The organism is Reticulibacter mediterranei (genome assembly GCF_016587455.1).
The window spans coordinates 2,619,206-2,632,309 of record NZ_BNJK01000002.1; the positions used below are offsets into that span (position 1 = coordinate 2,619,206).

Annotated in this window: 9 protein-coding genes and 1 pseudogene; 8 read left to right on the top strand and 2 right to left on the bottom strand. The window is 54.2% G+C overall.

Annotated elements, in window-relative coordinates; genetic code table 11:
• Positions 1-7: 7 nt before the first annotated feature.
• From K3T83_RS50380 to K3T83_RS50395, 4 genes are all read left to right on the top strand, one after another.
• Complete coding sequence (locus K3T83_RS50380; RefSeq protein ID WP_220210682.1) at positions 8-676, top strand: hypothetical protein; 669 nt, start codon at positions 8-10, stop codon at positions 674-676.
• A gap of 259 nt (positions 677-935) precedes the next feature.
• A complete protein-coding gene (locus tag K3T83_RS50385; RefSeq protein WP_220210683.1) occupies positions 936-1,433 on the top strand; it encodes a cupin domain-containing protein in 498 nt (165 codons plus the stop codon).
• 295 nt (positions 1,434-1,728) lie between these two features.
• Positions 1,729-3,957 carry a sensor histidine kinase gene (locus K3T83_RS50390; protein WP_220210684.1) on the top strand — a complete coding sequence of 743 codons (2,229 nt, stop codon included), beginning with the start codon at positions 1,729-1,731 and terminating at the stop codon, positions 3,955-3,957.
• Positions 3,954-4,613 (top strand): response regulator, encoded by a 660-nt coding sequence (locus K3T83_RS50395; protein ID WP_220210685.1) that lies wholly within the window; start codon positions 3,954-3,956, stop codon positions 4,611-4,613. Before K3T83_RS50390 ends, K3T83_RS50395 begins: the two co-directional genes overlap by 4 nt.
• Positions 4,614-4,740: 127 nt before the next feature.
• On the opposite strand, the gene K3T83_RS50400 is transcribed toward K3T83_RS50395, so the two are convergent.
• Together K3T83_RS50400 and K3T83_RS50405 are read right to left on the bottom strand one after the other, a co-directional pair.
• Positions 4,741-5,682 carry an ATP-binding protein gene (locus K3T83_RS50400; protein WP_220210686.1) on the bottom strand — a complete coding sequence of 314 codons (942 nt, stop codon included), beginning with the start codon at positions 5,680-5,682 and terminating at the stop codon, positions 4,741-4,743.
• A gap of 269 nt (positions 5,683-5,951) precedes the next feature.
• A pseudogene (locus tag K3T83_RS50405) lies at positions 5,952-6,664 on the bottom strand (IS6 family transposase).
• 590 nt (positions 6,665-7,254) lie between these two features.
• Between K3T83_RS50405 and K3T83_RS50410 the strand changes: the two are divergent.
• The 4 genes from K3T83_RS50410 (at position 7,255) to K3T83_RS50425 (ending at position 13,038) form a co-directional block, all read left to right on the top strand.
• A complete protein-coding gene (locus K3T83_RS50410) occupies positions 7,255-7,974 on the top strand; it encodes a hypothetical protein (protein WP_220210687.1) in 720 nt (239 codons plus the stop codon).
• Between the two features lie 40 nt (positions 7,975-8,014).
• The gene (locus K3T83_RS50415) at positions 8,015-8,770 is read left to right on the top strand and encodes a hypothetical protein (protein WP_220210688.1); all 756 of its coding nucleotides are present in this window, start codon (positions 8,015-8,017) and stop codon (positions 8,768-8,770) included.
• 29 nt (positions 8,771-8,799) lie between these two features.
• Positions 8,800-9,537, top strand: a complete 738-nt coding sequence (locus K3T83_RS50420) for a hypothetical protein (protein ID WP_220210689.1) — start codon at positions 8,800-8,802, stop codon at positions 9,535-9,537.
• A gap of 768 nt (positions 9,538-10,305) precedes the next feature.
• Positions 10,306-13,038: a winged helix-turn-helix domain-containing protein gene (locus K3T83_RS50425; RefSeq protein WP_220210690.1), complete on the top strand. Its 2,733-nt coding sequence runs from the start codon at positions 10,306-10,308 to the stop codon at positions 13,036-13,038.
• The last annotated feature ends 66 nt before the right edge of the window (positions 13,039-13,104 follow it).

Sequence of the window (13,104 nt, forward strand, 5' to 3'; positions counted from 1 at the left end):
AGAAAAAATGATGTCTTCTACCACACTGTTTCGTTTGAGTGGCATGATCTTGCTGCTCGGTGCCCTGGTGAGTGTCATCGCAGGCCTCATGACGCTTTTCCTCGATATCAGTCTCAGTGCTTCACCCGGCACTATACTCAGCTCGCTGTGGTCACCCTTCTGGAGTCTAACTTTCGTGGGGACCGTGCTCGTTGTGCTTGGTTTGCCAGCGCTTTACCTGCGCCAGGCAGCAGGACGTGGAGGGATGTTAGGACTTATCGGGGTGTTCCTTGTGGGACTGGGCAACTTTCTGGGCATGGCAACGGTTGCCTACTTTGTCTCGATCCTGCCGTTGCTTGCTGAAAAAGCACCCAACCTCATTAACGCTGGATACGAGACGAGTCTAGCCGCCTTCGGTCTCGGTGCAACCGTGTTGGGAATCATCGGACCCCTTCTGCTGGGAAGCGCGGTCGTCCGGGCGAAGGTCTTTCCCTCGTGGGTCGGTATCCTGCTCATGGTTTCGGCAGTCCTCAGCCCGGTGACCACCTTCGCGAGTGGTGCGCTGGTCGCACTCATCGGCCTGGTAGGGATCGTCTCTGCCGCGATTGCCTATGGCTGGGTTGGCCTGATCTTGACGCAACAGCCAAAGGCGAGAGGAGTAGAAGCTTCCTCTCCTGCTCCAGCGGCGCTCCACTGAACCAATGTCCCATAGCATGGAACACCCTGGGGGCACTCACTCTCCTGACCAGGGTGTCCCTGCTTGGACGGCCAGAGAGCATGTTTTGCGTCTTCTCTCATTGGTAAATGTCCTTCCAATTGAGCAGGGTTTGCCTTCAAATGCGAGCCGTTGCTCCCAATCATGAGCAGCATGGTCATTGATCGGCTGGCAAGCCACTCTAGAGTGGACGGAAAGCAGAGAAGGGTTGTAAATTCAGACTTGGAGAAGGGAGTTTCACATGATCGAACCGACAGACACGAACACAGTGCCTAACATTCCATCCGCGCTCCTGGTCGCGGCGGGCCAGGATCGCTTTGGCGAACAACGCAGACTCGGCATCAACACGATTGATTACAAGGTGACCTCACAGGAGAGCACTGGCCTGCTGATTATAGAAGTGACGAGCCACGCCAAGGGCGGGCCCGAGCGCCACCTGCACGTTGGGCAGGATGAGTGGTTCTATGTGCTTGAGGGGCAATTCCTCATTGAGGTCGCAGCGGAACGGTTCAGGCTCACGTCGGGTGATGCTGTGCTGGCGCCGCGCCGGGTGCCCCACGCCTGGGCGAACGTCGGTGAGGGCAAGGGCAGGCTCCTCGCCGTGCTCACTCCTGCAGGCAAGATAGAAGCGTTTTTCCGCGAACTGGCCAAGACCGCCTCGATGGCACCACCAGATCCAGCACTGTGGCGCGCCTATGACCTGGAGTGGGTCGGGCCGCCATTGCCGATAGAGCCATAGGGAGAGACGGGGAGGAGGACGACACTAGCTGCGGAGGTGCGCCTTTTGGTTGGAGGCGTTAATTACCAACGAGCGGGAAACGGAAATGGCTTCAGAGGCGATTTCTTAACCGACCAATGGCTGTGCTGCTCATGATTGGGGGCAACCCCTGCTCACTTGGGAGGGCATTTGCCACTTATCATGCTTTATCTGTTCTTTAGTACATGTAGACATCTAACGTTCGCGGTGATTTAGTTAAGCATGGTACGATAGAGACAAGGAAGAGCTGACGCAAGAGAAACAGGAAGGGACCAGGATGCACCTTGATAAGATACCAGGGCAAGCAGCCCAACAATCTTCCGTAGCCAATTGGAAACAGGCGAGGGAAACGGAGATGCGCTTACATGGATGTGTGCTCGTAAGCGCAAGGCTCCTATGGCTGCTCATCGCACTGTTCGAGTTCGGTGTTCTTCTGGTCAATCTCCCGGCCTTCGTCGCCCTGCTTCACACAGCCTGCAGCGATCCAACAGGAGCGGCTTGCAATTATCTCCAAATCCGTTCCACGCAGCTTCCTGCCCTTGCTCATTACGGCTTTTCACTCAATGCCTATGCTGTCTACGCGTTGATCTGCGACCTGGCCGTGACCCTGCTGTTCCTGGCTGTGGGTGTACTGATCTTCTGGCACAAATCGGATGAGATTATGGGGCTTTTTGTCTCGCTGCTCTTGATCACCTTTGGTTGCTTTGGCATTTCAGAAGTGCATCTGGTTCTTGAACCATCAGGCGTCTGGTTGCCCATCTTCTGGCTGCTGATCATCCTACAATGGCCCGCTCTAGGCATCCTCTTCTACACCTTCCCAAATGGGCGCTTTGTGCCCCGCTGGTCCTGGATGTTGACCGCTCTTTTCGTGATCCAGTTTGGCTTCTATATCTTGCCCTATCCCTACAATTTTGACAACTGGCCCCCGCTGCTGAACCAGTTTGAAACGCTCGTGGTCTATGGCAGCGCGGTCGGCACCCAGATCTATCGCTATCGACGGGTCGCTTCCCCTCTCCAACGCTTGCAAATTAAGTGGTTTGCCTTTGGCTTTGCAACAACCCTGGCATTCTTTGCCGTCTGGAGTCTGTTGCCCCTGGTCATCTCTTCTCTCAACCGTCTAGATTCCTTCTATCAACTCTTGGGACCGGCTACCCTGGCGCTTTCATACGTGCCCATTCCTCTCGGCATCGGCATCGCCATGCTGCGCTATCGACTCTGGGACATCGATATCCTCATCAATCGCGCACTGGTCTATGCTCTGCTTACAGCAAGTACGCTGGGTTTGTATGTGCTCATCGTCTTTGGGGCTAGTGCGCTCTTGCGGGCAGAGAACGACCTGTTCTTTTCGCTGCTGGCAACTGCACTGATTGCCGTGCTGTTTCAACCGTTGCGCCAATGGTTGCAGCAGGGGGTGAACCGCTTCATGTTTGGGGATCGCCACGAACCCTATCGCGTGCTCTCGCGCTTAGGTCAACGCTTGGGGGAGACGTTGCCCGCTGAGAGCATCCTGCCCACGATTGTGGAGACGGTGGCCCAGACCCTCAAGCTTCCCTACGTTGCTATTGTCTGGAAGCGGGAGCAGGTTCTGCCTGGCACCGAGCCTCCTCTGCTGGCGGCGGCCTTTGGCAGTAGCAGAGGAACTGCCGTAGAGACACGGATGCCCCTGGTTCATCAGGGCAAGCACCTGGGCGAATTGATCCTCTCCCCACGCGGGCGCGAGGAGGAACTGACCCCTGCTGATCTGCGGCTAGTGCGCGATCTGGCTCCCCAGATTGGCATGGCGTTGCATTCAGCCCTGCTGCTGACGAACCTGCAACAACTGACAGTCGATCTGCAACGCTCACGTGAGCGCCTGGTGACCGCACGTGAAGAAGAGCGGCGGCGCTTGCGGCGGGATCTGCATGATGGGCTGGGTCCACAACTCTCCAGCCAGACGTTGACGCTCTCAGCGATCAAGAAACTGCTGCGTCAGGACCCTGACACAGCAGAACACTTGCTGACCGATGCCACCACCCACGCCCAGGAAGCCATCGCCGATATTCGTCGCCTCGTCTATGCGCTCCGTCCGCCAGCCCTCGACGATCTGGGGTTGCTAGCCGCCTTGCAGGAACAGATAGCACAGTACCATGCCAGCGGCATTGAGCTGACGCTCTCTGCTCCAGAGGCGTTGCCCCCTTTGCCTGCCGCTATTGAGATGGCCTGCTATCGGATTGTGCAGGAGGCCCTGACCAATGTGGTGCGCCATGCCCATGCTACCCATGCCACGATTGGTCTCCGTTTGCAACAAGAGGCGCTGGAGGTGGAGGTGAGCGATGATGGGCAGGGATTGCCACCTGGAGTGCGCAGTGGCGTGGGACTCACCTCGATGCGTGAGCGGGCTGAGGAATTGGGCGGCACCTGTCAGGTGGAAGCCAGAACACAAGGGGGAACGCGAGTGTGTGCCCAGCTCCCGGTCGGACGACCAGAGGAGAACGAGACGGCACAGAAAGGAGAAGGGCTGCGATGAGTCGTATTCGTGTGCTGATTGCCGATGATCATCCAGTGTTCCGCTATGGCCTGCGTGCGCTCTTAATGGCAGAGGCGACAACGATGGAAGTGGTGGGAGAGGCGACCTCTGGAGAGGAGGTCACAACTCTAGCTGCACAGGCTCTGCCAGATGTGATTCTCATGGATGTCAACATGCCCGGACTCAATGGGATTGAAGCCACGCGCCGTATCCTGGCGGCAACGCCGCAAGTAGGTATCCTGATGTTAACCATGTTCGACGACGATGAATCGGTATTTGCAGCCATGCGAGCAGGGGCTCGTGGCTACCTGCTCAAGGGAGCAGAGGGGGATGAGACGATCCGAGCTATCACTGGGGTGAGCAAAGGCGAGGCGATCTTTAGCCCGACGATTGCGCGTCGCTTGATCGGCTATTTTGGCAAGCCACCGAAGAATCCACAGATCACACATCCTTTTCCTGAATTAACCGAACGTGAGCGGGAGATCCTGACTCTGATTGCGCAAGGCTATACCAATCCGGCTATCGCCGAACGCCTGGTCCTCTCTCCCAAGACGGTGCGCAACCATGTCTCCACGATTTTCAGTAAGCTACAGGTGGCCGGACGAGCGGAGGCGATTATTCGTGCCAGAGACGCTGGGCTGACGAAAGAGACCTAAGACCGAGATACGTGCAAAAATAGGACTAAGGGCACCGTGACGCAGCAATGGCAGCATCGCTTTGGTCACTGACATGACGCCAAACACATTGGTGTCATAGATGGCTCTCATGTTTTCCAGGTTCGTCTCACTTGGTGTGTTCACCTTCCCCTGCCAGACGTTGTAACAGCGTTTGCTCATGTCCAGACAGTAAATTATAGCTCCAGTCAAATGTCGTCCGTAGCGTCCGCTGACGAGGAGGTGCTGTTCGGTTTCTATTGCTCAATAGACTAAAACGCTCGTCGAGGTCGCCTTTCATCTGTTCTGCAATCTGTTCTACGGGCATCGCTCTTATCCATGCAGCGGCAAACTCAATGGCGAGTGGAAGACCTTCAAGTTGACGGCAAATCTTGGCCAGTACAGGTGCATTTCTGGTACTAACACGAAAATGAGGATGGATCGCTCGTACTCGTTCGAGGAAGAAAGCTGTGGCTTCATACGAAGAGAGATCATCAAGAGAGAGAGCAGTGGAGAGAGGAGGAACGGACAGTGAAGGAAGGCAATAAACCACTTCTCCTCGCAGACCAAGTGCCTCCCGACTTGTGACAAGGATATGAAGGATAGGGCACATTTGTAAAAGCACTTCAATCAGCTTGGCACTGGCTTCCACAAGATGTTCGCAGGTGTCGAGTATGAGCAGTGTTTTTTGGGAGCGCAGAAAGGTATATAATGTTGTGATAAGCGATTCCCCTTGTTCCTTACAGAGATTGAGAGCCTGGGCGATAGACTGCGGGAGTAGGGCCGCATCAGAGAGATGAGCAAGCTCTACGAACCATATTCCCCCATCAAAGAGCGATTCATCAGTTTGCGCGATTTCATTTGCGACATGAATCGCCAGGCTTGTTTTCCCGATCCCTCCTGCGCCAGTCAGGGTGAGCAAGCGAGTTGTAGAGAGGTGCTGTTTGATAGAGCTGATCTCGTGTTCGCGCCCAACAATATGTGTGAGCGGAGTAGGTAAGTTGTTCATGAGAGTATCACGTGGAGTGATGCAAAAATCAGGGAGATGGTTGGATGAATCACTTACGCTCATAGTCTCCTGCCAAATGCATACAAGATAAATAATCGTATCTATCTGTAGTAGCATACCTAATATTGTTGTGTGGGGCAATAGACCCGAAGGGATGAGTGCTTGTCCCCTCAGGAAAAGATCTCAAGATGGCGACACAAACTCTTGCAAGACTGAATGGCTATTCGGTATACCATGTAGAAAAATACAACAATACGCGGTATCTAAAAATGGTAGTGTTGCAAGAAATAGCACAGGAAAAAACTGGGCATGATGGTTCCTCGCCATCGTTTTTACACTGCTACTCCGAACAGCGTAGCGACCAGTGTGATCTGACCTCCCACATCTCCTTTTCCCACACCTTGCAACTGGCCTTTCCTCATCATGTTCATCACCTCAAACCCCTGTAATGTGCGCCAGGCTGTCTCGAACGAGAAGAAGCCCATCCCGGGTTTTGTCAGTCGTTTGATGAAGCGATGGTCTTGTTCCACCAGATTGTTGAGATACTTCACTTGTCGCAGTTCGCTGTGTTGAGGTAAGACTCCGGCTGCTTTGAGTGCATTGAATGCTTTGGGGTAAGCAGCGTTTTTGTCGACGTTAATCACTCGTGGTTCGCTCGTATGAGAAGCAGCGAGGGTTTTGAGCAAAAAACGCTTGATGGCTTGTGCGTCTCTCGTCGGGCTGAAAAAGAAATCGAGCGTGTTGCCTCGCGAATCAATTGCACGATAGAGATACATCCACTGCTTTTTGACCTTGATATAGGTCTCGTCGACGCGCCAGGAATCCGTTGTGGACTTCAAATGAGGACGGCAACGGCGTTCAAGCTCTGGCGCATAGTGCTGAACCCACCGATAGATCGTGGTATGATCCACCCGTAGGCCTCGCTCCAGCATCATTTCTTGAAGGCTTGCGGTAGCTTAAAGCGTAGCGCAAGTACCAGCGTACGCGACATCCGAATGATGTCAGCTTGAAAATGACGCCATTTGAACGGGTGTTGCTTCGTCATAACGAGCCCTCTTATCCTTTTTTTTCCTCACTGTAGCAGATCAGCTTTGTTCTTGCAACACAACCCTGGGGTGTGCCAGGGCTTTCCAATTCTCCCATCTAGCAGGAGTGCAGAGGGCGGCAGCCCTTTGCCAGGGTGCGGGGTGTCCCCGCAAAAACCTTTTTTCTTCTCTTTTGCGCGCCGCCTGCGGCGGCGCGCGAAGGAGGGAAGGAAACTGGGGACACCCCAGACCCCGGCAGGGAGACCCCTGCCCCCCCTTTGAGCGGAGAACTGAAAAGCCCTGTGGGGTGTGCCAAGTTGACAATACCAGCTTGTTTGACTTGTTTGATTACTACAAGTAATGGCGATAGTGCAATATATCTTTGATTATTGATATATCTGTGGGTAAAAATACGTAAGCAAGAGCCATTAAACAAATAGGTAATATTACGCATGTACTTTCACTAGGAAAAGTATATCTTGAGATGGTGATCCATACCTCAATTGAGAACGAGCAAGGAGTGTAGGTGACGATCATCTGTAGCTGATGAACTTATCCGTGTCGCACAATGGAGTACCTGAAATGCCATAGAGCATTCAAGGAGGTATGCATGAAGCCATTTTCCTTTCTCCGTCGTCCTCTGGGAGCCGTGTTAGTCGTTATTCCTGTTGTCCTGATGTTTGTGCTTATAGTATATCCGGCCGCTGCAAACCTCCACGCGGGGAGCAGTCATCAAAGTCGAGCGGCGACATTTCAACCTCGTCTCTTGCGTGATAAGATCAAAGCGCAAGAGCTGGCTTCAACCGTTCAGGTTCTACAATCACAATCGCCCAGCGTCATTCTTCAATTTCCCCTCTTTCCCAGTGGCGTGAAGGCGAAATTTCCCAATGCGAAGGGCGTTGTCACGATCATCCAGGGCAACCCGGAAGTGAGCCTGTTTGATACGGTAACGGTCGATGTAGAAAATATGCCGCCCGATACGACCTTTACCATTTTCTTTATCGAACTGGCGAATAAACCTTTCGGACATGTGCAATATGTTGCTGATTTGCAGACGCGTGAAGATGGGTCCGGTGATGTGACATTTCAGTGTATTACCCTGGTGGCCTTTGCTACTGATGCACGCAACCCTGAAGTATCAAAAGATCAAAGCGGGGATGCTTCTGGCGTTCAATTGGAGCATCTGGGCATGTGGTTCTCTTCCTTGCAGGACGCCCAGAAGGTTTTGAATGACCAGACGCTCAAAGGAACACCTTTTGATGGTGGTAATCCGCCGCTGCATGCCGGACCACAGGCGATGACTGATGGGCAGACTGCTCCCGTCTTTTAAACGCCTGACTCTAGAGGACAGAATAAAAAGGAGGTTCCTCATGAGGACTCTGCGCTCTTTCTTCCGCGTGACGCCGTTCGCTCTCATACTCCTGCTCATGCTCATAGTGACCAGCAGCTTGAGTGCGTCCGCGAATCAGGTGGGAGCGCGTGCAGCGTCGTTAGAGACGCATCATAGTAATACCGCATATCACGCGAGACCCAGAATCCGTAATCCGGAAGCAGAGCATATACGGCAATTAGTACAGAGTGGGCAAATGGCGGCCTCTGTGAGCGTCCTGGATTCGCTTCCACCCACCACGATCGTCCAATTTCCGTTGGTTCCCAGTGGGATCAAACAGAAATTTCCCAACGCGAAAGGGCTAGTGACGATTATTCGTGGGAGCCGCAACGATAGCACCTCTGATACAGTGACGATTGATGTGGAGAATATGCCGCCCCATGTGACGTTTACCATCTTTTTTATCGAGCTTGCGAACAAGCCCTTCGGACATGTCCAATACGTGGCAGATTTGACGACGCGGGGTGATGGCAGCGGTGAGAGTGTCTTTCGCATCATTTCTCTGGTGGCCTTTGCCCTTGATGCTCGCAACCCTGGTTCTTCACAAGATGATACAGAAGGAACTACATCAGGTATCAATCTGGAGCATCTGGGGATGTGGTTCTCTTCGCTAGATGACGCCGTAAAAGTCTTGCAGGATGATACCCTCACCGGTACCATTTTTGATGGTGGTAATCCGCCGCTGCATGCCGGACCACAGGCGATGACTGATGGGCAAACGGCCCCGGTGTTTTAAGCGCAAAGATATATTAGGAGAAATACATAATGCTTCACGATATAACTAGTTCCAGATACATCGAGCAATCTTTGCGGCTTTTTTTGTTGGTGCTGCTTGGCCTGCTCATCAGTGCCTGCCAGGAGCCATTGCAGCCACAAACAAACGCAACCCCGCTCACAACGCCTGCAGCCTCTTTTCCCACAACGCCCTCGTCTTTGCGTACTCCGCAGTTTGGCAACGGGGGCCAGGTTGCTCCAACTGTCAAAGTACTTGCTTCAGTCGATCCCACATTGATTATTCAGTTTCCCCTGGTTCCTGCGGCCAGCATCAAGTCAAAATTTCCCAATGCAAAGGGATTGGTGACTGTGTTCCAGAATCCGAAAGCCAATGATTTTGATGTGGTAACAGTCAATGTGGAAAATATGCCGCCCCATGTCAAATTTACCATCTTTCTGACTGAAAGCTCGTCGAAGCCCTTTGGGCATGGGGAATACATCGGAGATTTGATTACGCGCGATGATGGAAGTTACGAGGCAACCCTGCATCTGATTGCTTTTGTTGCATTCGCCGCTGATGCGCGAAATCCTGAAGTGTCAAAGGATCAAAGTGGGGATGCTTCTGGCATTCAATTGGAACATCTAGGGATGTGGTTCGATGAAGTGACAACAGCCCGCCGTGTCCTGGGTGATCCGAAAATTGCTGGCACTCCCTTTGATGGTGGACGTGGTCTTTTGCATGCAGGACCGCAGGCAATGACCGACGGACAGACCCTTCCCGTTCTGTAACTGTACCAACGATCCATAAAACTATGTTGGGTCTGCATCCCCGGCCCTAAACACTTGCAGACCAGCATTTTCGTGAGAGGATCGACGAATAGCCGTTCGTCGATCCTCTTTATTCATAGATGTAGTGATGCTCAGCAGGTGGATGAAGTCTATATGGTAGTGTTGCAAAAAAAATTAAGCTCATCAGAATGAGTGATACTTCAAAATCTTATACGGACAAAACCGGTAGAAAGAGTACTCTTTTTCTCTGATAAAACACATTTTTACCACAATTACCATCATTGTTCTGATGGGCTTAAATTTTTTTGCAACACTACCCGTATGTGCACTTGCCCGCCAATGTGGTCCTGTCTTGCTTTTGGTGATGACGAATGGCTTGAAAACCCGATGAGAAGCGCGGAGACCACAACAGGAAGGGATGAATGAGAAAAATAGCTCCGATGTTAGGCAAGGACTGGGCTGAGAACATCTCAGCATCACCAAAAGCGAGACAGAGCCCCAATGTGAGCGACTTCAACACATTGACTTGAGCAAACCGCTTCATATCTAGGGTATCGGCAGAGAGGAGTGGAAATAACGACGAGATCTCGGGGTCAACGCATCCAAACCGAAGCTGACAGTTTTCAGGTTTGGATGCGTTGACCCCGTCTTTGCCACGACGCGCGCGAAACTAGAGCAACTTCTAGAATCTGGCAGCGACCAGGTAATTCATCTATAATGGGTGTGTTGGGTGTACAGATATGAAACACGTAGCCTGAAAGGATGGACATGCCGGAAGCGTTCACTTCCTCCTCACTGCTGCTGCCAAAGTTGCGGCCCCCGCGCCTGCTTTCCTCGCTCGTCGCGCGCCCACGCCTGCTGGCTCGACTAGATGCAGCCCTGGAAAGCAAAGTTACGCTGCTCGTGGCTCCTGCCGGCTTTGGCAAGACAACTGTTATCGGCCAGTGGCTGCATGATCGTCAGGCGAAACTTCTGATCTGGGTTTCGCTTGATAGCAGCGATAACGACCTGTTCCGCTTCTGGCATTCGATCATCGCGGCCTACCAGACGTTCCAGCCGGATCTGGGCCGGGGAACGCTGGCGCTCCTCTACGAAGCCACACAGCCGCCCTTCGTCGCACAGCCGCCACAAACGCCCCTGACTCTTCTGCTCAATGAACTTACACAACAGCAGCAGGATACGCTTCTCGTCCTCGACGATTATCATGCTATCGAGGAGCCAGCTATTCACGAAACGCTGACCTTCTTTCTCGACCACTTGCCCAACACGCTCCATGTCCTGCTGCTCTCACGTAATGAGCCGCCGCTTCCGCTGCTGCGCTGGCGCGCTAGGGGGGACATTGCTGAACTGCATGCAGCCGATCTCCGGTTCACACCAGAGGAGACAGCAGCCTTTACACAACAGGCGTTCTCCGCCCCGCTCTCGGACGCAGCGCTCAAGCAACTTGACGCGTCTGTGCAAGGGTGGGCAGCCGGCCTGCGCCTGTTGTCGCTCTCGCTAGCTGGACAGAGGTCACAGCGCGAGGTCGAATGCGCACTCATCTCTCTGGACAAGCGGGCTGAATCTTTCTCTCCCTATCGGCCTTTGCGGGACTACCTCGTAACCGAGATACTAAATGCGCAGCCGCCGGAACTGCAACATTTTTTGCTGCAAACGAGCGCGCTCGGTCGCCTGAGCGGCCCGCTCTGCGACGCCGTTACTCTCGCAGAGGGCAGCGCGACGCGATTAGAAGCTATAGCGCAGGCTGGACTGTTTCTGGAAGCGCTAGATGGAGCGGGAGGCTGGTATCGCTTTCACGCCCTCTTTGCGGAGGTGCTGCGCCGCGAGGCGGTCCAGCACCTGGGAGAAACGGAGTTGCGGGCGTTGTCGCTGCGAGCGAGCCGCTGGTACGAGCAGCACGGACTGATAGAGGAGGCAATAGAGGCAGCGCTGCGGGCATATGATTTTGAGCATGCCGCCCTGCTGATCGAGCGTGTGGACATGGATGGAGAGATCAGCGAACAGTATACGGTGCGCCGCTGGCTGGAATCAATGCCAGAGGCAGTCCTGCGCGTCCATCCGATGCTCTGCTGGCTAGCCGCGCTTTCGTTTCAGATGCTTCAAGAGGATTCCGTCTCCACAACTGTCAGTGAGCGCGTAGAGAGACTATTGCACATGGCCGAGGAGGGTTGGCACCGCCAGGAGGATCTGGCCTCCCTCGGCCTGATTGCAGTCTTTCATGCAATGAGCGCCTGGAGATCGGTACAGTTTCCCCGCGCGACGGAGTACGCGCAGCAGGCACTTGCCATGCTACCAGATAACGAACAGGAACGCCATATCCAGGTATGGTGCAGCATCTGCCAGTTCATCGTCGGAGTTGGTTTCATGTACGATGACCGCTTTGAGGAGGCGCGTTCATCCTTCCTGCAGGCGCATGCACGCAGTCTGATCTCTCGCTATCAACGTCTCACGCGCGGCCTACTCTTGTTGATTGGCGCGTGCAACTACGTCCTGGGCGAACTGCAGCAGGCGCATGAATACTATCAGCAGGTGCTTTCCGCAGCTCGCAGGCAGTCGGATCGCGAGGTCCTCGCGCGGGCGCTGCTGGGCCTGGCAAATATCGCTTTTGAATGGAACGATCTGGCGCACTCCGAGCAGCAGGTCGGTGAGGCACTGGCGCTCGCGCCGGAGGATCTGTCCGATCTGCGCAACGACGCCGCCTTGCAACTCGCGCAAATCGCCCACGCTCGGGGGCAGATCACCTCAGCCCAACAGCAGATCGCGGTCCTGCTGGCCCGCCTTCAGACTGCGACAGCCCCTGAGGCATCCAGCAGACACCTCGATGCACTGGTTTTTTCGGCTCACCTCGCTCTGGAAACCGGCGATATTCAGGCCGCGCAGCATATCCTTGAAAGGCCTGCTCTTCAAGATCTTACGGCTGCACGGGTTGTTCAGACACGCATCCTGCTGGTTCAGAGCAGGCCACAAGAGGCATTGCAGCAACTCGAAAGTCTGCTCCCCGATGCTCGGGCGTGGCGTCTTGCAGTGGAGACACGTATCCTGCTTGCGCTGACTCATGCTGCCTGCCAGCACGAGCGCGAGGCCAGAGAGTGCCTACGGCAGGCACTCTCGCTGGCACGCAGTGAAGGCCTGGTCCGCATCTTCCTCTCAGAAGGGAATCCGCTGGCACGCCTACTGCGTCAACTCATCCCAACACTTCACGAACCGGCGCTGCGTTCCTATGTACAGAGCATCCTGCGCGCGTTTGCCACGCCTGCCGACCACCCTCCTTCCGATACTACCTCTTCCAGTAGCCTACTAGTGCAGTCGCTTTCCACACAGGAGCAACGCGTATTGCGGTTGCTCGCCGCCGGGAGAAGCAACCTGGAGATCGCACAAGACCTCGTCGTCTCGATCAATACAGTCAAGGATCATGTAAAGAATCTCTACCGCAAACTGGGCGTGACCAATCGCTTGCAAGCCAGCGAGGTAGGCCGCCGTCTACATCTTATCGACTTCTAGCTTCCTGCTCTGCTCCTGCTGATACATCCCTCATTACAACCACCCGCAAAACCACCCGCCGGGGTG